Below are 25,998 nucleotides of genomic sequence, written 5' to 3' on the forward strand. Positions count from 1 at the left end.
CAGTAATTTGTAAAGCGATGGTTTCTACAACAAGCCATCGCTTTTTATTTTGCATAGAGCATCAATATAAACGCTACCGTGTCACTTTTTTATAGCACCTTTCTGGCCTACCAACAGAGCCATAGTTTAAATCAGCCTCTAGTTCACCAGTGCTGATAAGATACTCCAAATAGCGCCTCGCCGTTGTTCGGCTCGCGCCGATCTTTTCGCCTGCCTCATCAGCGGTCAGCACACTGCCATTTGGGAACAACTCTCTGATCTTGTCTAGGGTTACACCATCAATCCCTTTTGGTAATCGGTTCGGCAAGTTGTCTTGATTGGCATGAGACTGCAGCATTTTATCAACGAGGTTCTGATCCAAACTCTCCACGATGTCTAGTTGTTGGCGTTGGGACACATACTTTTTCAGTGCGGCATCTAAGCGTGGAAACATCACGGGTTTTAACAGGTAATCGACAACGCCACCCCTCATCGCCTGTTGTAATGTATCGACATCCCTTGCGGCTGTAATCAAAATGACATCACACGTTTGGTTACTTGCACGCAGTGTATTTAGTATCTCAAGCCCTGTGCCATCGGGAAGATAGACATCCATCAATAGTAAATCTGGCTTAAGAATGTCGAGTTGCATTTCCGCTTCCATTCTCGTGGTCGCAATTCCAACCACTTCCAAACCTGTCAGTTGGCTTAAGTATTTGTGGTGCAGCTCAGCAATAGCCAGATCATCTTCAATGATCATTACGCGAGTCGCCATACTCATAATTGTTCTTCCTTGGGTAAGTACACCGTTATTCTTGTCCCATAATTTGTATTGGGTATCATCTCAACATGGCCGTGATATCGAGTAGCAAGCTGATTGACAAGGTGTAACCCAACACCTCGATTTTGACGAGATTTCGTCGAAACGCCTTTTGTAAATAATGTTTGTGGATCCACTGTTTTTGGGAGGCCACAGCCATGATCTATCACCTCAAGTATCACTTCATTTCCGTAATCGCTAACGGACACATCAATATTTCTGCGTTCTGACGCAACATTTGATTCATCGCGAATTGAAGTTAACGTGGCATCGAAAGCGTTATCAATCAAATTACCCAAAATTGTGACAAGGTCTTCCGAATTTAGCCACTCAGGTAGGGGCTCCAGACGACAGCCTTCCTCAACCACCAGTTGTAAGCCTAACTCGCGAGCACGTTCAGTTTTTCCAAGCAACATACCTGCAATTAGCGGGTCCTTAACGGTATCTCTTAAAAACTCAATCATTGCTTGATAGTGTGCGGTTTCTTGTCCAATTAACTTTTGCACCGCATCAAGCTCACCCATTTGTACTAGCCCGCTAATGGTGTTGAGCTTATTTCGATGCTCATGGGTTTGCGAACGTAACAAATCTGCATATTCCTTGGTTTGTGATAGCTGTTCGGTTAGATCATTGATTTCATCCCTTAAACGGAAACTCGATACCGCCCCCACGATTTTTCCATCAACATAAATTGGAGAGCGATTTGCAATCAGGCGCTTATGATTAAGGAATATTTCAATATCATGATCTTCCTGCCCGCTTTCTAACACTGTATATAGATCGCTATCACGCAGCGTATCAGTCAAAGGTTTATTGAGCGCTAATTGTCTATCAATACCGAGAATCTGGCAGGCACTACGATTTATCGAGCGAAGTATCCCTTGGGCATCAATGCTTAACACGCCCTCTTTGATGGTGCTCATCGTCACTTCTAATTCGCCGTACAACCGCCCTATCTCTTCAGGCTCAAAGCCTAAAATGGCGCGCTGAAACTTTCTCGACGCATAATTGGATACAATGGCATTAGCGACGACAACTACGATGACCATTAAAATCAAAAAGGCCAAAAATGGTTCGATGCGGTCTTGCAGTCGGTCGAGCAAATAGCCAACCGAAACCACACCAATGATGTTCCCTTGCTCGTCAAAAATCGCAGCTTTACCACGAACTGAATAACCTAACGAGCCCTGTGCCGTCGAAACATAAGACAACCCCTGCTCTAGCGCTCGACGATTGTCGCCACCTCTCATTGGCTTGCCCAACCGCTCATCAACAGGGTGGATTAAGCGTACTCCCTTATGGTCGCCAATAACGATGAATGCAGCACCTATGGCTTCGGTTAATTCTCTAAAGCGAAGTTGGTATGGCTGGGGGTTTTGGGTTTCGATCATTTCACGAACAACCGCTGAGTCCGCTAAAAAACGGGCAACACCCAGTGCTTTTTCTCCCATTTCTTGCTCTTGATTGATTTTGAGATAAGTGAACCCCGCGGCGACAAGCAATAACAGCTCTATCAACCCCGATAGCGTCATGATAATGAGCATCCGCTTACGAAAGCTGATGGTTTTCCAACTCATTGATACATCCTTGTGATTCACTCTTGAGCGTAACGTTAACACTCAGTTAACAGCATGACGTTGTCGCGGTGATAAATCTGTGAGGAAGGCAAACAAACCGCAGAGTTTACGGTTAATTAATCGACGAGCTGAAACATAAAATTACAACCATTCACCAAATTTAGCATTCCTCTCTGATACTCAATTCCATACATAAATTGCCCTTAAAATCATGATCGCGATCACATCGATTTTAGCGGTTTTTGAGGCGTTTTTAGACTTTACAACGTATAATTTTTAATCAACGAAACCAATGAGAGTTTCGGTTTGAAAGCAGTGAAGCTGGAAGTCTATTAAAAGCTCAACATTGATGTCAGTGGTTTGGACAAAAATAAAACAAAACACAAATACTGACTATATGACAAACACTTAGACACCATCTGAAAACTGGAAAACTATAAACAGAGGTGCATTTATAGTTAGAAGGAACACCAAACATGGAACGCGATACCTTTGGAATATGCCTGAATAAGGCGATGCTGTCAGAGAATATGTATTCAACATTTACACACGTCAGGGCTTATGAAAAAAACGGAGGCGGTACTTCTGATCTCAAAGTCCTGTTATCGTTCCCTCAAATGAGTGGAAAAGATCTATTGAATACGATGCGAGGTTCTCGTCAGCTCGAGTGGAGAGCGGAGTTTCACTGTCCATATACGAAATAAATGTGTAACATCTCCCGCGCCCAGCACAAATATAACTGGGCGCATACTACTGCCCAATTTTCCCTCCTACTTAACACGCAGTTACGAATCCTTTATATTAGAGCTAATACTCTACGACAAAGCAGCCATTATGAAAAAAACAGGAAAGGTTTGGATACTGGGCTTACTTAGCAGCTCGATTTCCCTTGCCTGTCATGCGGCACCGATCACTTTTGATACCGCATGGCAGCTATTGCTAGAAAACAACTATTCTCTTAAAGCTCAACGCTCAAACGTCGAGAACTACCAATACCAAGAGAGTGCCACCAGCAATCTCAACTTACCTCAGGTTACTATTGGCGCGAATTACACGCGTTTAGATACCGATATCACGCTGTCGGGAAAACAGATCCTAGACAGCACAGGAGCACACATTAACGTACCTCCTGCTTTTCAGCCTATTTTTGGTGCCTTAGCTAATATCACTTCGACCATAACCGAGCGCGATATTTTCTCTTCGTCTATTCGTGCCATTTGGCCAATTTTTACTGGTGGTCGAATTTCTGCGGCTCAATCAGCAGCAGAAGGCAAAACGGATGAGGCGAAAAGTCAGCTTCTAATGGAACAACAAGCGCGTTTTGAAGATTTATCGAAGTACTACTTTTCTGTCGTACTGGCAAAGGAAGTACTCGCAACGCGGCAAGCGGTTGAAGCTGGGCTAAAAAAGCATCGAGATTTTGCCATTAAGCTTGAAGAGCAAGGACAAATCGCGCACGTTGAGCGCCTGCAAGCCGAGGCTTCTTTAGATAAAGCATCCGTAGAAACACGTAAAGCTGCCAGCGATTTGAGTATCGCTCAGGCTGCATTAGGTAAATTACTCGCGCAAGATGATGCCGTAGAGCCCGCTGAATCTTTGTTTATCAACGACAGTCTTCCCCCTCTTAGCGCTTTTGTCGATCAAACGTTGCTTACCTATCCGGGGTTAGAGCTTCTGAGCGCTAAACACAAACAAGCCTCTAGCTTAATCAAAGCAGAAAAAGGGAAATACTACCCTGAAGTTTATCTTTACGGCGACTACAGCTTGTATGAAGACGATTCTCTCGCAAGCCAAATGAAGCCAGACTGGTTAGTTGGTGTTGGTGTCAGCATTCCACTGATTGAATCATCAGGGCGAAGCGAAAAAGTCAAAGCCGCTCAAAGCGTCGTCTCGCAGGTCGACTCATTAAAGTCCCAAGCCAAACAAGACTTATCGCTGTTAGTCCAAAAGACATACTTGGAGGCTCAGCAAGCCATTGATGAAGTACAAGGGCTCGCATCTAGCATTGAACTCGCTAACGAAAACCTGCGCTTGCGTGAAAAAGCATTTACTCAGGGTCTGTCGTCTTCTCTGGATGTTGTGGATGCACAACTTTATGTCGCGAGTATAGAAACACAGCGTTCAGCGGCGCGTTTCCGCTATTTAATATCTTTAACCAAGCTACTCGCATTGAGCAGTGAAATGAACAGCTTCGAACAATATCAAAATACCGCTTATATCCCTGCTTCAACATCCAAAGAGGTGAAATAAATCATGGCAGCTAAATCACTAAAACCCGTTTTACTCTCACTTTGTGCTTTGGGTGTTGCCTCTTGGGTTGGGTATCAATTTTACCAAGCCTATCAACCGGAACCGATCCGCTTACAGGGATTAATTGAAGCCCAGCAATACAGTATTTCCTCAAAAGTTCCAGGGCGTATTGATGAGGTCATGGTACGTAAAGGCGACGATGTAGAGAAAGGTCAGCTTATTTTTACCCTTCATAGTCCTGAAATTGAAGCGAAGTTAGAACAAGCAAAAGCAGGTGAAAAAGCGGCGGACGCCTTGGCTCAAGAAGCTGAGAAAGGCGCACGTGAGCAACAAATCCAAGCAGCAAAAGATCAGTGGATGAAAGCCAAAGCCGCTGCGAATTTAATGGAAAAAACCTACAATCGTGTGAATAACCTTTATAACGATGGCGTGGTTGCAGAACAAAAACGCGATGAAGCTTTAACTCAATGGCAAGCAGCGAAATACACAGAAAGTGCTGCGTTTCAAATGTATGAAATGGCAAAAGAAGGCGCTAGAAGTGAAACCAAAGTGGCTGCGGCGGAAAAAGCGCGCATGGCATCAGGTGCCGTAGCCGAAGTAGAAGCGTATGCGAAAGATACTCAGATCTACAGCTGGTTCGACGGCGAAGTCTCTCAAGTTCTGCTTCAAAGTGGTGAATTAGCACCTCAGGGCTTCCCAGTAGTTACTGTGATAGATACAGAAGATGCCTGGGCGACACTGAATGTGCGTGAAGATTACCTTCAACACTTTAAAAAAGGAGCAACCTTTGATGCCTATTTGCCTGCCTTAAATAAAAATGTTGAGTTCAAAGTAACGCATGTTGCCGTTATGGGTGACTTTGCAACGTGGAGAGCAACCGATGCTTCTCAAGGTTTTGATCTTCGTACCTTTGAAGTAGAAGCTCGTCCAGCTCAACCCGAACCTGAACTGCGTATGGGAATGAGTGTTGTCGTTGAACTTTAATCACAACCACTAGGTTAATGCTATGACGATTAAGATTTCACAGCGGCATATCTTACGACGAGACAAGTGGTTGCTTTCGTGCCTTACTTGGATACCGATTTTGCTCGCGATGATGATTTGGGGAGTGTTCTCTGCGGGCATTGCCCGGGATCTGCCAATCGGTGTGGTTGATCTACAACATTCCCAACTTTCTCGAAAGCTCATTCAATCTTTGGATGCGTCGTCGAGCCTGGCTGTTAACTATCACTACACCAGTGCAAGCGAAGCAAAAAATGCGATGATTGAAGGCGATATCTACGCTTACGCGGTCATCCCATCTAAGTTCGACCAAGATATTCTCCAGCACCGCCAACCTCAACTTTCTGTCTTTTACAACAGTCAGTACATTTTGGTAGCGAAACTGATCAACTCTGCCGTTGCGCAAGCACAAGGCTATTTCGACGCTCAGGTTGAAGTAATGGGCAACTTGGCTAAGGGTAACACCACAACGTTAGCAGCAGCTGGACAGGCTGTACCCGTGTCGACACAAATAACCGCATTATTTAACCGTAACAATAACTACGCACAATTTTTGGTAACGGCTATCGTGCCAGCCATTTGGCAAATATGTATTGTAGTAAGCACTATTTTGATTCTTGCCGCGCACTTTCGCATTTATGGTGGAAAGAATAGCTTTGCATTTTTGGGCGAAAAGCCATACGCCAGGCTCACTACTTTATTAAGTCAGTACATTCCGGTCTTTATGGCGCAAGGTGCGTTGTTCTTGTACTGGTTTTATTCCGTGCTTGATTGGCCAATGGAAGGCAGTGTTGTGGTTATGCTACTAGCACAATTGGCGACGGTTATCGCCTGTATCATTATGGGAGCGTTGTTCTTCTTCTTGTCGATGGATCCTGCACGTGCGATGAGTTTTGCTGGCGCGTTTACGGCTCCAAGTTTCGCGTTCATGGGAATTACATTCCCAGTTTCTGACATGAACACGCTCGCTTATGCATGGCGTTCATTATTGCCGATTACCCATTACATTGAAGTACAAGTGAGCCAAGCAAACTATGGAGCATCGGCCGCACAATCTTTAAGCTCGCTATGGCCTATGATTGGTTACGTTGTGCCTCTGCTCATTACCGCAGCCTTGATGGGTAAACATCGAACAGCTTCATCAACACGCCAAGCGAAGGAGGCGGTATGACATTGTGGCAACTGATTAAAGCGGAATTTAAGGCCGTTCTAACCAATCCAGTCGTTACGTTGACCGTGTTTGGTGGTGTCGTATTTTACTCGTTTTTATACCCTTTGCCTTATGCACAACAAACGCCTCGTGAACAACCAATCGCGATTGTTAATCTAGATGGTAGTCAGACGAGTTTAAAGCTGGAACGTATGGTTGATGCCACCCCACAAGTCAACGTAGTCACTCGACTTCATACGATTGCCGATGCAAAGCAAGCATTTTTACAACGAGAGATCACCGGTTTTTTAGTCATACCGGAACACTTTTACAAAGACCTAATGCTAGGTAAAAGCCCGACTCTAGCCTACGCTGCGGACGCCTCGTATTTTCTCGTGTACGGAACCGTGGTAGAAGGATTGGCCCAAGCTGGAGGCACATTAGGGGCCCAAGTGAAAGTCAGTAAAATGGTGATAGATGGTGTGCCCATGAGTATGGCTAGCCATAATTACTCTGCTATCAAGCTTAATATGAAGCCGACGTTCAACCCAACCATGGGTTACATCGAATACGTAGTGCCGGCAGTATTTGTTCTGATTTTACAACAAACGTTGATCATGGCGGTTGGATTACAAACGGGAACACAGCGTCATGGTCGTGGCTATTGGTCACAAGTATCAACGGGATCGCTGCTGCTTGTGAGAACGTTAGTATTTGTGGCAATTTATTATTTACTCGGCGCCTATTATTTTGGTTTTAGCTTCGAACGCTTAAACGTAAACCATATCGCCAATGCGGGCGAATTGCTGGCTATGTTGTTCCCGTTCCTTTTAGGTTGTTGCGGACTAGGCTTCTGGCTAGGTTACTTATTACCTCGGCGTGAACTTGTCACCTTAGTCGTCCTAGTGAGCTCTATGCCGCTCATTTTCTTGGCTGGTTTTATTTGGCCGATTGAAGCCATACCTACTCCCTTATTATGGATTGCTGATTTAAGCCCAAGCACTTGGGCGATAAAAGCTTTCTTAGCGCTAAACCAAATGGGGGCAACCTGGCAACAAGTCGCTCCACATTGGACGGCGCTTTGGGCACTCACCGTGCTTTGGGGTAGCGTTGCGTACTGGATTGCTAAGCGAAGTAACAAGCCAGTTGTAACAGAGAGCTTGGGGTGACAGCTGACATTTTCTATTACTATAAAAAAAGCCGGGTAACTAAACCCGGCTGAAAATCTGCGTCCTTGCAGCGGACATATGGTAAAAACACTTTTTGCTCTGGGCTTACCCATTGAGCGAGATTAGATTAAGCCAAAAAAGTATGGATTCCATACTCTCATATAGAGGGTCATATCCTTCCAATAGACATTAGTCTTCGCTAGAAAGATAACGTTTTTCAGACACAAAAAAACAAGACTCACATTGAGTCTTGTTGTTGATAGGGATGAGCAGGATACATGTCGCCGCTAAGTCATATCACGGATTATTTTCTCTCGGTATTCTGTAACGACCTTCATGATTGAATTTTTTACATCACCGACTTGCTTAGAGGGTTGGCACCATAGGCCAAAACCGAACTTAAAACCTTCCAATAATTCAGAAGCTTCCACTGGCTCTATATGATTATTAGAAAACTCCGAATGGGCAAACGTTCTGGGGAGAATCGCCCATCCTAAACCTGCTTCAACCATTTTCACTACAAGGGCCAATTGGTCGACCTCTTCATGGTTCGAACTTACGATGACTTTTTCGCCCATTCCCTCTTCAATAAGAGACCGCAGTACAAATTGTTTACTATTCCTCAAGGCTGTCAATACTCGATCTGGTGCCACAGAAGCGAGTTCACCACCTTTCTGGACGAAAGGAACAAATTCAAAATGACCTAAAAACGTCGCATCCAAACTATGTATTGCTCGACTATCATGTACATTGACAATACCGAATTGATACTCACCATTCTGTAAACCCTCTTTAATTTCGTTGCGATTACGAACAAGAAAGTTAACTCGCATCATCGGAAAATCTGCTGCTAATTGAATACGAAGCAATACAAGAAAACGGTGTGGTATAGCGCTTGAATAGGCGATACTAACATTCTCTAACCCACCGTAAGCCAGACTTAATGCGACTTTATCGAAAGTACGTGCTTGTTCGATGGTTTGCTTAGCATAGTGGTAAAGAAGATGACCATCTTCTGTCGGTTCTACCGAGCGCCCCACTCGCTCAAACAGGTTGACCGCCAGTTGATCTTCAAGATTGGTAATCACCTGCCCTATTGTGGTTCGGTGCTTATTGAGTTTGACCGCCGCCTTACTAAACGAAAGCTGTTCATAAACGGTTACGAACGCGAGAAGTTGTTCAAAACTAAAATTCATAGGTTGTGCTTACTTTTTAGAGTTATCTAATTAAATTACCACAAGATCGTAGAATTGCTACTTGGTAACGGTAACAATCTGCGTTTGAATTCCTTCTCGACGACACAAAAAAAACCTACTAGCGTCAGTAGGTTTTCTCTAACTTAGTTGTACTCAACGACACGAGCTAAATAGTTGAATTCTCCTGAGTCACCATGGTAATCACGGTAGACATCGACACTGAAATATTTAGGTTGATCAGCGTAAATGTGGTCAACGACTTTTTGCTCAAGTGACTCCAACGTTTCACCGACCTGAGAGTACACGAACTGCTTGTTCACTTTTTCCAATTTACGTTGTTTCGCTTCTTTGTGTGACACATAGTTGTTGATCTCTTCCCACTTTCCCACGAACTCGACCGCCACGTAACTCGAGTTCTCGTCAATCATAATAAAGGCTGCACCTTCTTCTTTGATTGCAGACAGTTGCTGCATATCACTATCCACTTTTTGCTGGTCAAGATGGGCTCCACTTTGGGCGAATGCAGTCGCGGAAGCGGTAAGCATCATGAGTGTAAGAACGGCTTTTTTCATTGTATCGTTTTCCTGTATTAAGGGAGTTCAGTTACCCAAAGTTGCCCTTGGGTGGCTTTTTTGAATCCATATTCGTAAATCGTCAGCAAGTAGCGGTGATCGAACATATCTTTCGTTACTTTGGCGTATCTGAAATCTTGATCAATGTAGGTAAACTGCATCTCGATATCGTTGATTTCACTGATGTATTTCATTCGATAGAGATCACCACGAGTTTGCGCTAGCGTAAGGCTTGAGACACTTTTCGATACCAAGTCCAAACCTTTGTCTTTTAGTGGACGATACGGCGCTTTTAACGCACCATTGCGAATCACATCCAACTGAGGCGCTTTTTCTAACCCCAAAGCATCTGAGATTTGTTGATAGTTGAAGTTAGACGGATTAAAGAACACCTGCGCTGCGAGACCGCCATCTACGTGTAACTCCTCAAGTGTTTCTCCATCATGTTCAACATCGATAAATTGTGGAGGGAAAACACCAGGGATCGATGCGCTCGCAGCAAGCACCTTGTAAATAAGTTCAGATTTGTCCGCTAAATCACTGTTCGCAATCGCACCAATATTCCAAATCACCAGTTCGCCTGAATCAAAATGGGTACTGCCAATAAAGAGGCGTTTACCATTGCGGTGTTGCTGCGCCATCGCCTCGATCATGGGCTCAGGGTAAGCGCCTGCGATGAAATCATAGAGGTTCTCACCATCGGTAAACGCGTCCTTAAACAGGGTATTTAAGAAGTTCTTCTTACCCAAAATATTCTTATCATTGATGTTGAGCATGACTTCTTTCATCTTTGGCATCGCATCACCGCCAATGAAAACAAAAGGAGCGATTAGGGCACCCGCACTGACTCCAGTAATGATGGCATAATCTTTTAGCTCCCCCTTTTCCTGTAGCCCCATCAAAACGCCGGCCCCGTATGCGCCGTTTACGCCACCACCCGATAAGGCCAAAATATTGAGCTGTTCACCCTCTACTTTGATCGGTGTGGTTTGATTGTGCGCTGAGTAGAGAAAATCCGGCGCTTCATTGGCCCACATTCGAAGTGGCTCATTTGGTGTCGAACTCGCGATCTCGACATCTTTATAGTTGCTTTGAGAAACACGAACATCCAGCGTATGAGGTGAACTACAAGCTACTATCAGCAGCGAAAGTGCAACCGTCACACCAGAGGAAATTAAACGATTCATAATCAGTCTCATTTAATGTTCTCTGGCGTATGACCAGAGACTCAGTTTGAAGTTAATTGGGTGAAAATGAAGTCCGTTTCGTTGTGTGGAGTTACTATAGCTAGGCACGGCTAAACCCCATAATCGCGATTGTAGGATGCTATCCATCAAAGCAATTATGCCAAGTTTCTATATGCTAACTTTACGCTTCTCCGTTAATTAGGTACTGCGCTAAGCAATTTTCACGACGTTGAACTCATGCGTCGGTTCGACAAATTCGTATTGGGCATTGATCGTCTGTAGCTCCCATGTGCCATAACCTTTGGTGATCTCCAATACACCGTAAACGGCGTTATGTGTATGACTAAAGGCTGCGACAGGAGACATCTTCTTCACCAAACAAGAGGTAAAAATCGCAGAAATTAAATCACCGACTCCGACTGGCTGCATAGCAAATTCAACACTAGGTCGTTGGGCCAAATAGCTTGCTTTCGGCGTCGCTAAAATCATACTGAAGGCGTCATCTGTTAGTGCATGCAGGTGTTTCATCAATACCATTTTCGGTCCTAACTCTAAGGCTTTTTTACATGCAGTGACCGCATCATAAAGAGAGTTAACTTTCACACCTGTTAACTCGCTCAGTTCAAACTGGTTAGGAACAATCACATCAGCGATGGGCAACAAGCTATGGCTTATCGCTTCTTTGACACCGTCTGCCACAATGCAACCTTTGTCTGGATCACCCATAACTGGGTCACACACATAAAGTGCACTATGGTTACGCGATTTGACTAAACTTACCGCTTCGGCCACCGCTCGACATTGCTCTGCGCTGCCTTGATAACCGGACAGTATCGCGCCACATTCTCCTAACTTCTCAATGTTATCTAAGCCTCTCATTAGAGAATGAATTTCATCTGCCCCAAACTTCTGTCCAGTCCAACCTTGCTGGTACTGAGTGTGATTTGAAAACTGAACCGTGTGGATTGGCCATACTTCGAGGCCCATTCTCTGCATCGGGAAGACGGCAGAGCTGTTTCCTGCGTGGCCATAAACCACATGAGATTGAATAGAAATAATGCTTTTCATAAGTCACTCTTAATAGGGAAGTTTGTTAGCTTGGCGACTAAATAAACACAATATCGCGCACTGTGCTTATTTGGTCGGAATAGCCTCGACAACGCCGAGGCTTATTCTTAGTCAGGCTGTATTCATTAGCCTTTGAATTCAGCAAAGTACTCATCCAACACTTTGCGCGTTGCACGACCGATAAGCTCGTATTCGTGATGAGTAAGGTTTGCTAACGAAACTCGAACTGATGCGTGTACTACATCGAAGCCTTGGCCTGGAAGTAGGATAACGCCGGTTTCATGCGCAAGGCGGAACAGGAAGTCTTTGCCCTTCTCGCTCGCTTTGAACCATTCAACGAAGGCTGGTCCGTACAATTTGCCGCCCAAAGTGTCGAGCTCAAGCAGTGTGTAGTAGTCCACACGATCTTTGTTTTCTTCAATTTCTACACCCATGTTTTTGTACAGAGTTTTGTAACGCTCGCGGATGATGCGTTTACATGCTTCTTTGTAGTTTTGTTCTGAGTCCATCAGACAATTCAATGAGAACAACGCCATTTGAACTTGTTGAGGAAGAGACAAACCTGCTGTGTGGTTAAGCGCTACGCTGCGGCTGTCTGCTACGATACGGTCAATAAACTTGATCTCACGCGGTTCCGGAGTCAGCGTTTTGTAACGATCGTCCAACTCAAGTTGACGCGCTTCAGGAAGGCTGCGCATTGCATCGTCAAACACGTTGTTGTGTTGAATCGCAATCGAGCCTAAACGCCAGCCTGTTGCACCAAAGTACTTAGAGAACGAGTACACACAAAGCGTGTTGTATGGCAGTTTCGCGAACAGTGAGACAAAGTCGTCCGCAAATGTGCCGTATACATCGTCAGTCACAATGAACAGGTCGCTACGTTCGTTGTTTACGAAGTTTGATAGGTTATCTAGAGTTTCGTCCGAGAACTTCACAGACGCTGGGTTTGCTGGGTTCACGACACAAAGCAGTTTGATGCCTGTATCTGCAAGCTTTTCGATTTCAGACATCGGCAGTTGCCATGTTGTCTCATCCAGACGTAGCTCAACGATTTCCAGTTCGTATTCACTAAGCTCTGGGATCTCTAGGTACGGCGTAAAGATTGGAGTGATTAGCGCAACCTTGTCACCTTTCTTTAATAGACCGTTGTTGAACATAGTTTGGAAGGTGTACGTCATAGACGCCGTACCGCCTTCAGTTGCAAACAGATCGAAGTCTGTTGTCATTGGCATTGGGCCGTACATCTCTTCTGCAATGTATTGCTTCACAACGGTTTCGATGTTCGTCAACATACGTGGTGGCACTGGGTAGTTACATGCAAGGTATGCGTTAACCAGTTCATTCAAGAATGCTTGTTTCTCTAGACCCAAACGGTCTTTTGCGTAGCTCAGCGACTTTTCCAAGAACTGTACGCCTTGGTCTTGTTTATTCTTGCTTGCAAACGTATCGAAGCGTTCAACAATGCCCACACCATCTGGAATGCCACCGAAACCACCATCTAGGTATGAATAAGTGCGCTCGGCTTCCAATATTGCGAACTCACCCAAACGAATGAACGCTTTACGTGGTAGTGTCGCAAGAAAATTAGGATTACCACGACCTGCATCTAATAACGCGCGGTCAGGAACAGTTTGTGCCACTTCAATTAGTTTATCTTTTAATTCAAATGGGCTTAAATCTGCAAATTTTGAAAAATCAATTGTTGTGTTTTGCGTAGTCATAATATTTACCTGAATCTATTATTTAGTAAAATTTGGATAATACTTCCCCTACCGCCTATTTAATTAGGCGATAAGAGTGTTCGAATTTATTTAAATTACATGCCTGCGTTTAAAGTAATAATGCCGACAATAATTGGCCCCCATAGGGTAAGCAGTACATTGGCGACTGCATAAGTCACAGTGAATGAGAATACTGGCGTTGCGTTACCTGTTTTTTCCATTAAAGCCGCGAATGCTGGGTTCGCACTTCGTCCACCTGTCACACAGCCAAGTGCTTCAACTGGGTTCTTAATCTTCAATACAAAGTATGAGAAGAAGAACGAAATAATCTGAGGGATAATCGTTACACCCATGCCAAGGAACAACAGAGACATACCGTGTTCTTTGATGGTGTCGACCGCTTGAGGGCCAGCCTCAAGGCCAACAATGCCTACAAATGCTGCCAAACCGAAATCTCGAATAAAGTTCGCCGCACCTTCTGGGAACTGAGCAACATGGGGATTGCGGCTACGCAACCAACCGACGATCAAACCTGAGATCAAACAACCTGCACCAGAACCGATAGTGACGGGAATACCAGCAATCTTAAAACTGATTAGACCAATTAATAGGCCAACCACCATGCCCATACCAAGCACGATTAAGTCAGTCACGTTTGCTGAGCCTATTCGCTGACCAATGTTTTTCTCAACGCGATTGATATCTTTTGCGGTACCTGTAAGCTGGATGACGTCGTTTTTCTTCACCACAAGATCCGGCGTTATTTCAATTGAGTTGCCTTCACGAATATAGTCTGTCACATAAATACCGCGCATAGAGCCTTGGTTCGAAGCCTCTTTAATCTCTTGCAGCGACTTACCAATCAGTTTGCGGTTGTCTGCGATCAGTTGACGGTTTTCTTCAATAACTTCATAGCCTTCTGGAAGTGCAATCTCATTGTCAGCCAAACCATCTTGCAGCTGATGCACTGCATTACGGCGACCTGTTACGACAATGACATCCCCTTCTTTCAGGACTGTGAATTTGTCCACGTCTAGCACTTTGCCATCGCGTTGAATCAATTCAATACAAGCAGCCATAGCGTGTTGGTTTAACTGAGCTAAGGTTTTGCCTGCTAGCCCACCATCTTTGCTCACTTTAAATGCTCGTGTAACCAGCGCTGTGACAGCGTTGAACTCACCCGGCGCTAAATCACGCTTACCATTTGAATTTTTCTCTTCTAGAGCAATCGCTTCTGCTCGGATATCCCACTTCATCAGTGTTGGGAATACCCATGTCACCATCAGAATTGGACCAAGCGAACCAAAGATGTACGTAACTGCGTAGCCTACTGCGACGTTGGTCTGCATTAGGTGCTTCGCTTCTTCTGTCACACCACCAAGACGTGCGATCGCATCACCCGCTGTACCGATGATTGCCGATTGAGTCAAACCACCAGCTGCAAGGCCTGCTGCCGTACCTCTGTCTAGATCAAACATCCAAGCTGCTGCTAGTACACAAAGCAGGCCAGAAACCGTCATCACTACAGCAGAAAGTAGAATGTTGATGGTTCTAAAGTTCAATGCTTTAAAGAACTGCGCACCACCTTGATACCCTACTGCGTAAATAAAGAGCGCAAAGAAAATGCTTTTTACGCCGGGATCAATATGAACACCAAATTGCCCAATAATTACACCCATTAATAATGTTCCCGCAACACCGCCAAGAACAAATCGACCAATGGTAATTTTACCTACCATATAACCGAGAGAGAGCGTAATAAAGAGAGCAACAAATGGTGCCATGTCAAAAAGGTTAGAAATAATTTCCATGACAATTTTACTCTTACTAATAAATATAAAACTCAAATAATCTAACGAATAATCTGTCACTCATATTTGTTGGATTATTTAATTTAAAAAGCATCTCGTTTGCTTCGAAGCGAATATTAGAAACAAAACCTCACAACTCGTAATCCCATTTGAAGGATGAAACCATCACTTCGCATATTCAAACGCAAACATTGAACAATAATTGTCGAAAATTTAATAACTTAGTGGTCTGAAATGAACATCAAATAAATTGGAAAATAAATTTATTTTTATTTTCACTGTCCAAAAAGCTACTTTGTTGCGCTATTCCCTCTATATAGCGCATAACACCTTTCTCTTGATGGATTAGATCCTACAAAAGCGATTATCACTGATGCCATCACTTGCCTTATCTTTACATTCATCAAGTTAATAGAGAAAAACACCATGAACTCAATGCCACATGAACTTGTGTGGGGCGAAGTTTACTTCCCTCCCTTGTTGCTGGTTATTGCATTGGCTTACATGCTCACCATTTTGGTTGGAACCGTTGCAACAAAACTGGGACTCCACAAATACGTTGCATTTCCTGCGCTCGCTGAGCTAAGCCTAATTGTGATTTTTACTGGCGTTATTGGTCGATTCATTACCATATTTTGAGGCAAATTCCGTGATAAAACGTTATCTCATCACACTGCTATTACTGTGTTCCGCTGGCACCGTGATTTTCAGCTACTACCAATCATACTCTGACAACCCTTGGACTAGAGATGGCCAAGTTAGCGCGCACATCGTTTCTATAACCCCCCGCGTAACAGGACAAATCATCCAAGTCTACGTCGAAGACAATTCGCAAGTGAAACAAGGCGATTTGCTGTTTGAGATTGACCCAAGCATCTATAAAGCGGCGTACCACAAAGCGCTAGCAGCTCAAAAGCAAGCCATTGCATTACTAGCAAAGGCCAAAAATGAAGAGCAGCGAGCACTTAAGTTAGAAAAGCGCACACCTGGCGCTGTACCTGTACTGACATTGAATAACCTAGACAATGCGGTGGAGACAGCCGTTGCCAACGTAGAACTCGCGAAAGCCAATGTTGAAGAAGCCAAGCTAAACCTTGATTACACAAAAGTTTATGCGCCAACGAATGGTTATATCACTAATTTGAACTTACGCGTCGGCTCTCAAGTCGTCGCTAACTCCCCAATCGTGGCTTTGATTGATGAAGACAGCTTTTGGATCGAAGGATATTTCAAAGAAACGGATTTAGTTGGCGTTGATCCACAAGATAAAGCCTACGTGACCTTAATGATGCACAATGAAGCTGTGCTGGAAGGCAAAATCAAAAGCATTGGCTACGGCATTGCGAAGCAAGATGGTAGTACTGGTAACGATCTTTTGCCCAATGTGAACCCTAACTTTCAGTGGATACGCTTAGCTCAACGCATTCCAATTAAAGTTAAATTAGATCACTTACCGAAAGATTTTCAACTACGTGTTGGTATGACGGCCTCTATCAAAATCATCAAACAATAATGCGGTGGAATGTATGTTTAATGCCTCAACCAAAGAAGCAATCAAAGCTGCGCTGTCTATCGTTATCGCGATCTGCCTTGCCTTATGGTTTCAATGGGAGAAACCGTATTGGGCAGCGATCGCAGTCGCGGTAATGGCATTAAATGAAAGCTTCGCTCACTCAATAAACAAAGGTCATAATCGCTTATTAGGAACCCTCCTTGGCATCGGTTATGCCTTTTTCCTCATCACGACGTTTTCTCAAGATCGCTTTTTGTTTCTCACCTTCTTCACCTTGTTTTTAGGTGCGTGCATTTTTATGTCGAGCGACGAAAAGTATGGTTATGTGTTCTCTATCGGTTTTGCTGTGTGCTCCATCATCGCATGTATGGGAGGATTTGATAGTCAAGCAACGTTCCACTTCGCTGTTCTTCGCATGCAAGAGACGATTCTTGGTGTGATCACGTTTTCTGTTGTGTACCGATTAGTCTGGCCAGTCAGTACAGAACAAAACTTCATTCAACGTTTTGAGACCAGCAGAGAGGCGATGCTTAACGCTATGAAATCGCCCAATGATATAGATATTGAAGCTCTTGAGACCAACAGCGCCAACATAGAAAAGTTGTTCCAACTGGTCGGCTTACCACTTACTGGCAGCTACCACTTGAAAGAACATCGTCAGCTATGGCGTGCGCGTTTAAATGAGATGGCACAAATCCAAGACCGATTGCTAGAACAAGCAGATAAATCGCAAAGTCGTGAGATCGATTGGCCAACGCTAACGCAGCAACTTCAAAGCTTTGATATTAGAAATCCAAGTACTTCGCTCATTGGTCACGTTGCTTGTGTCATGCAAAGAGAGAAAAACACAGTTTGGCATCACGAGCATCGAACGTTTATCCAGCATTTGAATGAAGACGGCAGAAAGGTATTGCAAGGTGTATCCATGTTCGTCACTTCTTTGTTGATCTGGATTTATCTGCCCGTACCCGGAGGTTTCATTTTTCCGATGCTAGCAGGCGTGTTCTCTTCAATCGTTCCTACTATGCCACCAAGCATTATTAAAGATGCATTTTTTGGTGTGATAGGCACTGGCACGGTGATTCTATTGCAATACATTTTCATAATGCCAATGATGACCGAGCTTTGGCAGCTTGGGCTATTCTACTTCATCAACATCATCGTAATTTGGAAGGTATTTTCCACACCAAAACTGATGGTACACAGAATTCTAGGTATTAACTTATTGGTTGTCTTGACATCAGGAGCGCTCAATTTAACCCCAGCGTATCGAATTGAAACACCATTGCTCATGCTGGTAAACATTATGATCATTTTGATGATTGCCAAGTTGTTTACTGATCTGTTTCGTGTTCGCGTTACGGCCTAAGCGTCACCTCTGTTCTTGAAACTAAAGCCCTGCATTGCTTCTGCTATGCGGGGCTGTTTGTTTGTGAGCTAGCCATTATTTCTTCGTAACCCATAAAGCGAGGATAGTATCCATCAAAAGCGATTAACGGAATCTCTCTTCACCTCATAAAATCCTCTCATTGATTCACGAAATGCAATCGAAAACCATGCATTCACAACATCAATCACAGCAAACATATCTATCTAACTGAACAAGAAGTTCAGTGACACATTAACTGTCTGAGTCTCGAAGGTTTGAGACTATTCAGAGTGGAAACTGTCATGAGTTTTTTTGAATTACGCGCCGGCAAGACGTCTTCTCTTACTGTGCTCGCGAGCGCACTAATGCTTACTACCCCCACTTTTGGCTTCGCCGCTGAAGAGACGACGACCTACAACGAAGTAATCGAGCAAGGCCGAGCACTGTTCGACAAATACGGTATCAGTCATGATTTACCAAAACTGGCCATCAGCTCTCTAGTTCAAGGCGAGCATTTGGTCGAGCATGCCCACCGAAGTGTTAAAATCGGTGATAGCGTTCGCGATTCGTCCGTCTACTTGGTTAAGAACACCGATAACAAAGGCAACATTGATCTGCGTATCAAGTACAACCCTGAACAACTCGATGAAAATGAAAAAGTACTTGATGAGATCGAAGCTTTCACACGAACAGAATACCGCCTTCGAAACTACGCGGAGAGTTTTGATCCGTCATCAGTAAGAGCCAAAGAGGATCAGAATGGTAATGTGATCATCAGTTTTAATTACTCAAAATACGGTCTTCCTCAAGATATCGCCTACTTTCGCTTTTTAAGCGTTGATATTGAGTTGGTTAATGGTGAACCGAAACGTATGGTCATTACCAACGATAAACCGTTCACACATCACAACTACCAAGTGGATTCTTACGATCAAGAGATCCTCTTCCAGAAGTTAGCGTCAGGCAAAATTGCGATTGCCAGTAAAAACACCAAGATAGTTGGTTCAAAGAAAAATAAACCCCTCGAAATGATGAGCAGCGTAAAACCGGTAGCGATTTATGAAGATAAGCTTGGCGTGCAAGTACTAGACGAAAAACGCTTGAATGAGGTCTCTGATCCACGCATGCAAGAAGCCAGTGTTAAGCTAGACCGAGTTTTTCCTTTAATGGGTGATATGGTTCGTCGTCAAGGTATCGATTTGCCTCTGCCGTTTGGTGTGTCGCTAGCGTATCGAAATCAAGATATGAATATTCCATTTAATGATTTCACGATTGAAGGCATCGGCCTTAATGAACTGTTTGATCCAGAAGACAGTATCGGCATCGTGAGTGCTGAGAGCATGACGCTTCGTGGCGATGTAAACATCCTGCCATTTTGGAATGTATTTGGTTACATCGGAAAAGTTAATGTCGATGCCAATGTTGATGCCGCCTACACGGGTGAAGGTGGCCAGTACATAAAAGATAAGCTGAACGATAAACTGCCAGGATTAGGTGATAAGTTTTGCGATGGTTTATCTGCACTTTGTAGTCGCGGACGCCTAGACGTGCCGCTGCATTTGGAATATGACCTTCGTGGTATAGGTACAACCCTTTCGGTTGGCTATAAAGAATTCTTTGCTTCTGTCACTGGTACCTATTCGCAAACTCGCTTAAAGGGCTTAGATGATTGGGGCGATGGTATTGTTACTGTACAGCCGATGTTGGGTTATCAACTTGTCGATTATCGCACGCAGTTTTTTGTCGGAGCAGAATATCAAGGACTGGACGCTCGAATGGACGGGCATGTAAAAAGTGGTGATATCGAATTCGATTACGACATTGGTGTAGATCTTAATCAATGGGCGTTTTTGACTGGTTTCAATAAGCAAATCGGCAAAAACTACAACCTGACCTTTCTCTATAACAAAGGGGAAACTCGAGAGTCAGTAACCTTAAATCTTGGTTACCGTTTCTAGCTCTCATAAAGAGCCCGCCCCTAGACGATGGTAGGACTGCATCCTACAAAGGCGATTACTGAAACTGTCGCCGATGTCCTACCATTTGAGCCATCAATACAACAAGCCATCCAACCATTCACGGATTAATGCCAAAGCGTCAGGACGTCGCTTGTTAGATGCCGTTTAACATTTTCGGTGTACGCACCAAATGACTTTTGGACATAACAATGACTTTACTCAATCGCTCAACTTTAGCCATTACCATCACTCTTGCCTTAGCAGCTTGCAGTGATGACTCTGGTAAACCTAGCGTTCCTAACGGCCCGAAGCCACTACAACCCTTACCACCAGAGCAAATCGCTTTGGAAATTGGCGATGCAACCATTCAAGCGACCAAAGAGTCCCTTGTCATCACGCCTCTTGATGCGGATGAAAAACTGGCAGCGGTAGAGGCGTTCAAAGGTATCCAGTTTGCGCAAGCAGACCGCTTTCAGCACAGCATTGCGGTCCCACTTGAAGGCGATGTTGATGCGACTCAGTTCGGTGATGCGTGTCCGCAATTAAAAACCACGACACAAACGCAATCAGAAAATTGTTTGAACCTAAACATTTGGCGACCTGCCGGGACAGAAGCGTACGCAGATTTGCCAGTTTATGTCTTTATTCACGGTGGAGACTTTGAATACGGCGCGGGCTCAGAACCGCTGATTCATGGTGATATGGTGGTTGCACAAGGTGCTGACGATGGTAACCCGTTTATTGCAGTTACTTTTAACTATCGTTTGGGCTTGCTAGGCAGTGTTTGGATCGATGGTTTGGACAACCCTGAGGGCGGTAACTTTGGTCTAGGCGATCAAAAACACGCGCTTGAATGGGTTCAACAAAACATAGAGGCATTCGGCGGCAATCCGCAAAACGTGACACTCATGGGTCAAGGTGCGGGTGCCATGTCGGTGGGAATTTTACAGCAATCAAAAGGCGATGCTGCAATCGCAGGTGAGCACTTTCAACGTGCCATCATGCAAAGCAACCCTTACGGCTTTGAATATAAAAGTTACGATGTTGCCAAGAGCCAAAGACCAGAGCAAAGCGTTGAAGATCTTGCGTTACTACCACTTGAAGAGATCATGAAGGTACAAAGCGAGATGCTTGATCCTATTCAACGTCTTAAGAACTGGGTACTGACCGCCGTGAATATTCCGGTTATAAGCCCAACACGCGACAACAGCCCATTAGCTACATTGATGCCATTTGCGCCTTACATCGAGCATCGCCCACCAGCGTTTCTAGTGAAAGAAGTACCAGGCTATCACTTTACTGAGCAAGCCATTGAGAGTGAATGGATCGTACCAACGGTAATTGGCTCTAACAGCGCAGAAATCAATACTCTGGGCATGCTGCCGAGCCTGACATTTTTGATCCCAACTATCATTGAAATCTTGAGCCAAGAAGCACCAGAAATCATTGAAAGTGGTGACGAAACCTTAATCGTCGAATACATGGTTGAGTGGCTAGAATCGGAAACGAACTTAAACCGTTTACGCACCGAATATCGTTCATTACTCAGCGATTCAGCTTCAATTGAACTCGATCTTTCTGACTTATTGGAACTGCTGCCTTGCACCGCTTATGAGGCGATGACTAAGTTGTTCTTCGGTTTGGGGAACTCCGATTCAACCACGGAGTTACTTGCTCTGGCTGACTTCTTCCCTAACGATGAAAGCGAACTGAATGGCGCGTCCAAAAACATGCAGCAATTCAAAACCGCGTTACATGACTTGCTCTTCACGGGTCCAAACCGTCATAAAGTTTCAACTGAAGAAGCAACAGGAGCAACGCCAAGCTTTTACTACTTTGACTACACACCTGGATTCAACGTATGGACTTACAACACAAAAGGTGAAAATGGCGATCTCGACGTTGGTGATTTACTCAAAAGCATCAGTTGTATTGTGGGCGCTTGTAATGCATCGGAATTACCATTTGTGTTTAATAAAGCATTAAAGCTTGATGGTTCAAGTGTTCGTCCAGGTAGCAAAGACAAAGCAATGATGAACGAGCTCTCTCGTATGTGGTTTAGCGAACGTTTATTTGAGGACTTCCAATACAACAGTACGACTGACCGAGTATTGCTGATCGATAACGATGGCGGCATTCAATCCACGCAAGACTGGGACAATGCTCATCACTCAGGCATCGATCCAAAACTGCGCCAAGGTCGGCTCAACGGTCTCGAGGAACTTGGGCTGATTCTTAGCCACATGTAACTTCATCCTCAGCCACTCAAAACTCGTTACCGAATACCTAAAAGCCAGTTCGCTGGCTTTTTTCATCCTTATTCCTTGAACATAATTAGGAAGGTTTACTCATGTTTCCTAACGCCCTCCGTGCTCTGCTACTCTTTATCTTCGGCGCGCTGTTGGTTGGCTGTGCTCAGCCCTACCCGCAAGTTGAACCGGATTTTGAAGCCAATTGGCAAACTACTCAGCATCAAGCCGAAGTTTACTTAATTCCTACCGCTCCAGAAGCCTTTGCTCGTCGCGTTGAACTGGTAAGAAACGCTCAGCAAAGCATCGATATGACTTATTTTTCTTGGGAAAGTGACACGCTTGGTTTGATGCTACTCTATGAACTCAAACAAGCAGCAGATCGAGGCGTGCAAGTTCGACTCACTCTCGATGATTTATTGGTGTTTAACGAAAAATGGCTTGCTGATCTCAGCGCTCACGACAACATTAAAATCCGTTTATTCAATCCGTTTGATTCACGTAAGTCAGGTTGGATTGGTCGCGCCGTCAACTTCTCTACTCATCAGCAACGTTTGGACAATCGTCTACACGAGAAGTACTTCAACGTCGACCATCAATGGATGATTCTAGGTGGACGCAACATTGGCGACGACTATTTTGGTTACAGCCGCAAAGCCAACTTCTTCGATATGGATGTCTTGTTCAAAGGCAGCATTATTCGAGCGTTCGACCAGAACTACCAACAGCTTTGGGACAGCGAGCATGTTACGCCGATAGAAAACATCGTTAACGTTACCCCAAACTATTCCGCGTTTACTAAAGCGCTTAATAAAGGTGAGAAAGACAAAAGCATCATTCTGGCTGAAGTTGAAAAACAGGTTAAACACCTGACCAGTCCCGACTTCATCGCTGCGCAAGTCACCCCCGTTTTCGACTCATTAAACAAGTTAGCAAACAACAAACCCTACTTTAGAAAACGTGCAGAACACCAAGTTTGGCAACAAATAACCACTGCATCCAAAGCAGTGATATCAACGCCTTACGTGGTACCGAGTGATGGTGAATTTGCCTTTATTGATACCTTGATGGAGCAAAAAGCGGACATCACGTTAATGACGAACTCGTCTGCCTCTAATGATTCTGGCTTTATTCCGGCTTATTACGAGGAGCATCGCCAAACCTTGTTGGATAAGGGCGTTCATATACTAGAGTACAAAAACCAAGCGAAAAATGATGACCATTACTTCCATGCAGATACTTATTATCACAACAAGACGGTGATACTCGATGATCGGCTGACTTATATCGGCTCATCAAACTTCGACCCAAGATCGGATTTCCTCAATGTGGAATTTGGTGTGTTGGTCCAAAGCGAAGCTTTTGCAGAACATGTCATGCACTACTTAACTCGACAACAAGATGAACTGTTTTGGCAAGTATCTCGAGATAGACAAGGCCAAACTCAGTGGCAATCAATGAATGAGATCCATACTAAGAATCCAAACTATGGTGGATGGCATAAGGCGCCTAACTGGATATTCAAGAAACTGAATGGTGAGTTCGAACTCTAAACAATCAAGACTTAAAAAGGCTCTCTATCTGCAAGGATGAGAGCCTTTTTAATGCCCGCTAAAACTGCGTGCCTAGCGAAAAGTGAACGCGGAATTGGTCTCCTTGAGGAGCATCTAAACCGTAAGCAAAATCCACTTTGACGGGCACGTATTTTGAGCTCCATATCAAACTCAACCCTGTACCGCTTTTCCAATCCACCCTATCGTTGAAGGCATCACCGACATCATAAAATGCCCCAAGCCACAATTGGCGGTAGACCTGATATTGATATTCCAGCCCAGCAGTAAACATGTAACGAGCACCGGTTAAATCGCCATTTTCATCTCTCGGAGAGATAGACTCATAACCATAACCACGAAGATTGCCATCACCTCCCGCAAAGAAACGTAATGATGATGGAATATCGCTCAAAGTGTCAGCGACATTAATGCCAACATTAGAACGAAAGTGAAACTTGTGTTTTTCACTAATGTCCCAAGACAGAACACTATTGCCCTCAATACGTAGCAAACGAGAATCCGAGAAAAAATTGGGGTCTGAGTATTCCAATGAGTAGACGTGACGGTGCTTTACTTCTAATTGATCGTTCTTACGATCAAGCAGTGAAAATGTCACCCCCGGTAATAACAACTGTGATTCGTTATTCTCCGACGCTTGTTGATAACTTTCTTGCAAATAACGAACGTGCATGGTGCTTTGCCAATCACTGTCTAACTGCCAGTGTTTTTCAAACGATAAATCATTAGAAAAACTCGATGTGTCTCGATAGTCGACATGCTTAGATTCAAACTGAATCCCGTAGTAATCCGTTAGAACATTTTGTGTGGGAATTTTGTAACCAAGTAATAGCGATTGTTCCGGTTTGGAAGCGTACGCTTGTGCCTCAAAACTGTGTCCACGTGCGTTATACCAAGGCTTGCTCCAATTCAGCGAAGCGCGTAACCCCAAGTCTGTCGAATACCCACCGCCGACTTGCACAATATTGCGTGAATTCGGCTCTGCTAGCACTTCTATCGGCACCTTATGACCATCGGATACCTCCTCGAAATCCGCTTTCACAATCACGCTGCGAAACCAATCAGTACTGGAGAGATCGGCCTGATATTGACTCAATTTCAAAGTGTCAAAATCGTCGCCCCACTCAAATGTTCTCATCGCTTCTATTCGAGCCGTTTCGATACCCGACGTAAGGACAGAGAGCTCTCCAAATTGGTAACGAGAACCACTAGAGAAATGCAGATTCACATGAGCTTGATTCAAACTTGGAATGACTTCCAAAGACGATTCGATAAAACGTCCATCTAAGTAACCTTTTTGCTGAGCCAATGAAATCAAGTTTCGTTTTAGCGTGTCGTACTCAGAATGAAGCAACGGCTGCCCTTGTTTAAGTTGAGCTTGATTAATTAGTTCGATGAAATCTTGATCGTTACTGGCCTCTCCCGACACAGCAATATTAGATTTTTTGACCAACATAACCTCCCCCGCGTCAACCTCAAGCGTGATGAGATCATTCTCGGATCTCCGAACATTGAGCTCGGAATGATAGTAGCCATAAGGGTTTAACGCATTATTAACCATCTGCGTTAGTCGATTTGAGGTAATGTTTGAAACAGAGAGTTTCGTTAGTGGTGTAAGGTGACTTTCAAGATTTTTCTCTAATATTGGTGTTAGCCCTTTGATTTTAAATTGCGCTCCGAGTGCATGATGTAAAGGCATAGAAGCTAAAACTGATATACCTATTATTTGTTTAATGAGAGGAGACACACCGCTACCTAGTTTAGCAATACACTCGACAAGGTTAATGATGGAATGGCATATCAGTTAATCGCGTTTGTAGGATTGCTCCCTACGAA

Annotated in this window: 20 protein-coding genes; 11 read left to right on the top strand and 9 right to left on the bottom strand. The window is 44.3% G+C overall.

Going from position 1 to position 25,998, the window contains the following annotated elements:
- Positions 1 to 73 precede the first annotated feature (73 nt).
- Positions 74 to 760, bottom strand: a complete 687-nt coding sequence (locus R7M92_RS15350) for a response regulator (protein ID WP_017634565.1) — start codon at positions 758 to 760, stop codon at positions 74 to 76.
- On the bottom strand, positions 757 to 2,376 hold the full coding sequence (locus tag R7M92_RS15355) for a sensor histidine kinase (RefSeq protein ID WP_318133764.1): 1,620 nt from the start codon (positions 2,374 to 2,376) through the stop codon (positions 757 to 759). Before R7M92_RS15355 ends, R7M92_RS15350 begins: the two co-directional genes overlap by 4 nt.
- A 476-nt stretch (positions 2,377 to 2,852) precedes the next feature.
- Between R7M92_RS15355 and R7M92_RS15360 the strand changes: the two genes are divergently transcribed.
- From R7M92_RS15360 to R7M92_RS15380, 5 genes are all read left to right on the top strand, one after another.
- The gene (locus tag R7M92_RS15360) at positions 2,853 to 3,080 is read left to right on the top strand and encodes a hypothetical protein (RefSeq protein WP_005377125.1); all 228 of its coding nucleotides are present in this window, start codon (positions 2,853 to 2,855) and stop codon (positions 3,078 to 3,080) included.
- Between the two features lie 130 nt (positions 3,081 to 3,210).
- Complete coding sequence (locus R7M92_RS15365) at positions 3,211 to 4,626, top strand: TolC family protein (protein ID WP_318133766.1); 1,416 nt, start codon at positions 3,211 to 3,213, stop codon at positions 4,624 to 4,626.
- A gap of 3 nt (positions 4,627 to 4,629) precedes the next feature.
- The gene (locus R7M92_RS15370; protein WP_005377122.1) at positions 4,630 to 5,610 is read left to right on the top strand and encodes an HlyD family secretion protein; all 981 of its coding nucleotides are present in this window, start codon (positions 4,630 to 4,632) and stop codon (positions 5,608 to 5,610) included.
- Between the two features lie 22 nt (positions 5,611 to 5,632).
- Positions 5,633 to 6,799 (top strand): ABC transporter permease, encoded by a 1,167-nt coding sequence (locus tag R7M92_RS15375; RefSeq protein WP_318133768.1) that lies wholly within the window; start codon positions 5,633 to 5,635, stop codon positions 6,797 to 6,799.
- Positions 6,796 to 7,947 carry an ABC transporter permease gene (locus R7M92_RS15380; protein ID WP_053350323.1) on the top strand — a complete coding sequence of 384 codons (1,152 nt, stop codon included), beginning with the start codon at positions 6,796 to 6,798 and terminating at the stop codon, positions 7,945 to 7,947. Before R7M92_RS15375 ends, R7M92_RS15380 begins: the two co-directional genes overlap by 4 nt.
- 287 nt (positions 7,948 to 8,234) lie before the next feature.
- On the opposite strand, the gene R7M92_RS15385 is transcribed toward R7M92_RS15380, so the two are convergent.
- From R7M92_RS15385 to aspT, 6 genes are all read right to left on the bottom strand, one after another.
- Positions 8,235 to 9,143, bottom strand: a complete 909-nt coding sequence (locus tag R7M92_RS15385) for a LysR family transcriptional regulator (protein ID WP_017821360.1) — start codon at positions 9,141 to 9,143, stop codon at positions 8,235 to 8,237.
- A gap of 143 nt (positions 9,144 to 9,286) precedes the next feature.
- Positions 9,287 to 9,715 carry a hypothetical protein gene (locus R7M92_RS15390; protein WP_047102715.1) on the bottom strand — a complete coding sequence of 143 codons (429 nt, stop codon included), beginning with the start codon at positions 9,713 to 9,715 and terminating at the stop codon, positions 9,287 to 9,289.
- 17 nt (positions 9,716 to 9,732) lie between these two features.
- Entirely contained in the window at positions 9,733 to 10,902 is a 1,170-nt protein-coding gene (locus tag R7M92_RS15395) for a patatin-like phospholipase family protein (RefSeq protein WP_222716901.1), read from the bottom strand.
- A 210-nt stretch (positions 10,903 to 11,112) separates the two neighbouring features.
- Positions 11,113 to 11,970, bottom strand: a complete 858-nt coding sequence (gene pdxY / locus R7M92_RS15400) for a pyridoxal kinase PdxY (protein ID WP_318133770.1) — start codon at positions 11,968 to 11,970, stop codon at positions 11,113 to 11,115.
- Between the two features lie 125 nt (positions 11,971 to 12,095).
- Positions 12,096 to 13,691 (bottom strand): bifunctional aspartate transaminase/aspartate 4-decarboxylase, encoded by a 1,596-nt coding sequence (locus tag R7M92_RS15405; protein WP_318133771.1) that lies wholly within the window; start codon positions 13,689 to 13,691, stop codon positions 12,096 to 12,098.
- A gap of 95 nt (positions 13,692 to 13,786) precedes the next feature.
- Entirely contained in the window at positions 13,787 to 15,502 is a 1,716-nt protein-coding gene (gene aspT / locus R7M92_RS15410; RefSeq protein ID WP_318133772.1) for an aspartate-alanine antiporter, read from the bottom strand.
- A gap of 426 nt (positions 15,503 to 15,928) precedes the next feature.
- Here aspT and R7M92_RS15415 point away from each other — a divergent pair, with 426 nt between their 5' ends.
- From R7M92_RS15415 to R7M92_RS15440, 6 genes are all read left to right on the top strand, one after another.
- Entirely contained in the window at positions 15,929 to 16,141 is a 213-nt protein-coding gene (locus R7M92_RS15415; RefSeq protein WP_005377106.1) for a DUF1656 domain-containing protein, read from the top strand.
- A 10-nt stretch (positions 16,142 to 16,151) separates the two neighbouring features.
- Positions 16,152 to 17,015, top strand: coding sequence for an HlyD family secretion protein (locus tag R7M92_RS15420; RefSeq protein ID WP_262630401.1), 864 nt, complete (start codon positions 16,152 to 16,154; stop codon positions 17,013 to 17,015).
- 13 nt (positions 17,016 to 17,028) lie between these two features.
- A complete protein-coding gene (locus R7M92_RS15425; RefSeq protein WP_318133773.1) occupies positions 17,029 to 18,384 on the top strand; it encodes an FUSC family protein in 1,356 nt (451 codons plus the stop codon).
- 302 nt (positions 18,385 to 18,686) lie between these two features.
- Complete coding sequence (locus R7M92_RS15430; RefSeq protein ID WP_318133775.1) at positions 18,687 to 20,342, top strand: hypothetical protein; 1,656 nt, start codon at positions 18,687 to 18,689, stop codon at positions 20,340 to 20,342.
- Positions 20,343 to 20,551: 209 nt separating this feature from the next.
- On the top strand, positions 20,552 to 22,591 hold the full coding sequence (locus R7M92_RS15435) for a carboxylesterase family protein (RefSeq protein WP_318133777.1): 2,040 nt from the start codon (positions 20,552 to 20,554) through the stop codon (positions 22,589 to 22,591).
- 101 nt (positions 22,592 to 22,692) lie between these two features.
- The gene (locus R7M92_RS15440) at positions 22,693 to 24,144 is read left to right on the top strand and encodes a phospholipase D family protein (RefSeq protein ID WP_318133779.1); all 1,452 of its coding nucleotides are present in this window, start codon (positions 22,693 to 22,695) and stop codon (positions 24,142 to 24,144) included.
- 58 nt (positions 24,145 to 24,202) lie between these two features.
- Here the strand turns inward: R7M92_RS15440 and R7M92_RS15445 are convergent, their stop codons facing one another.
- Positions 24,203 to 25,861, bottom strand: coding sequence for an autotransporter assembly complex protein TamA (locus R7M92_RS15445; protein WP_284143212.1), 1,659 nt, complete (start codon positions 25,859 to 25,861; stop codon positions 24,203 to 24,205).
- Positions 25,862 to 25,998 lie beyond the last annotated feature (137 nt).

The organism is Vibrio sp. Vb2880, assembly GCF_033337975.1.
Lineage (GTDB): Bacteria > Pseudomonadota > Gammaproteobacteria > Enterobacterales > Vibrionaceae > Vibrio > Vibrio alginolyticus.

Excerpts from the sequence above, each read along its gene's own strand:
- R7M92_RS15350 (WP_017634565.1), bottom strand. The coding sequence starts at position 760 with ATGAGTATGGCGACTCGCGTAATGATCATTGAAGATGATCTGGCTATT.
- R7M92_RS15355 (WP_318133764.1), bottom strand. The coding sequence starts at position 2,376 with ATGAGTTGGAAAACCATCAGCTTTCGTAAGCGGATGCTCATTATCATG.
- R7M92_RS15360 (WP_005377125.1), top strand. The coding sequence starts at position 2,853 with ATGGAACGCGATACCTTTGGAATATGCCTGAATAAGGCGATGCTGTCA.
- R7M92_RS15365 (WP_318133766.1), top strand. The coding sequence starts at position 3,211 with ATGAAAAAAACAGGAAAGGTTTGGATACTGGGCTTACTTAGCAGCTCG.
- R7M92_RS15370 (WP_005377122.1), top strand. The coding sequence starts at position 4,630 with ATGGCAGCTAAATCACTAAAACCCGTTTTACTCTCACTTTGTGCTTTG.
- R7M92_RS15375 (WP_318133768.1), top strand. The coding sequence starts at position 5,633 with ATGACGATTAAGATTTCACAGCGGCATATCTTACGACGAGACAAGTGG.
- R7M92_RS15380 (WP_053350323.1), top strand. The coding sequence starts at position 6,796 with ATGACATTGTGGCAACTGATTAAAGCGGAATTTAAGGCCGTTCTAACC.
- R7M92_RS15385 (WP_017821360.1), bottom strand. The coding sequence starts at position 9,143 with ATGAATTTTAGTTTTGAACAACTTCTCGCGTTCGTAACCGTTTATGAA.
- R7M92_RS15390 (WP_047102715.1), bottom strand. The coding sequence starts at position 9,715 with ATGAAAAAAGCCGTTCTTACACTCATGATGCTTACCGCTTCCGCGACT.
- R7M92_RS15395 (WP_222716901.1), bottom strand. The coding sequence starts at position 10,902 with ATGAATCGTTTAATTTCCTCTGGTGTGACGGTTGCACTTTCGCTGCTG.
- pdxY (WP_318133770.1), bottom strand. The coding sequence starts at position 11,970 with ATGAAAAGCATTATTTCTATTCAATCTCATGTGGTTTATGGCCACGCA.
- R7M92_RS15405 (WP_318133771.1), bottom strand. The coding sequence starts at position 13,691 with ATGACTACGCAAAACACAACAATTGATTTTTCAAAATTTGCAGATTTA.
- aspT (WP_318133772.1), bottom strand. The coding sequence starts at position 15,502 with ATGGAAATTATTTCTAACCTTTTTGACATGGCACCATTTGTTGCTCTC.
- R7M92_RS15415 (WP_005377106.1), top strand. The coding sequence starts at position 15,929 with ATGAACTCAATGCCACATGAACTTGTGTGGGGCGAAGTTTACTTCCCT.
- R7M92_RS15425 (WP_318133773.1), top strand. The coding sequence starts at position 17,029 with ATGTTTAATGCCTCAACCAAAGAAGCAATCAAAGCTGCGCTGTCTATC.
- R7M92_RS15430 (WP_318133775.1), top strand. The coding sequence starts at position 18,687 with ATGAGTTTTTTTGAATTACGCGCCGGCAAGACGTCTTCTCTTACTGTG.
- R7M92_RS15435 (WP_318133777.1), top strand. The coding sequence starts at position 20,552 with ATGACTTTACTCAATCGCTCAACTTTAGCCATTACCATCACTCTTGCC.
- R7M92_RS15440 (WP_318133779.1), top strand. The coding sequence starts at position 22,693 with ATGTTTCCTAACGCCCTCCGTGCTCTGCTACTCTTTATCTTCGGCGCG.
- R7M92_RS15445 (WP_284143212.1), bottom strand. The coding sequence starts at position 25,861 with ATGCCTTTACATCATGCACTCGGAGCGCAATTTAAAATCAAAGGGCTA.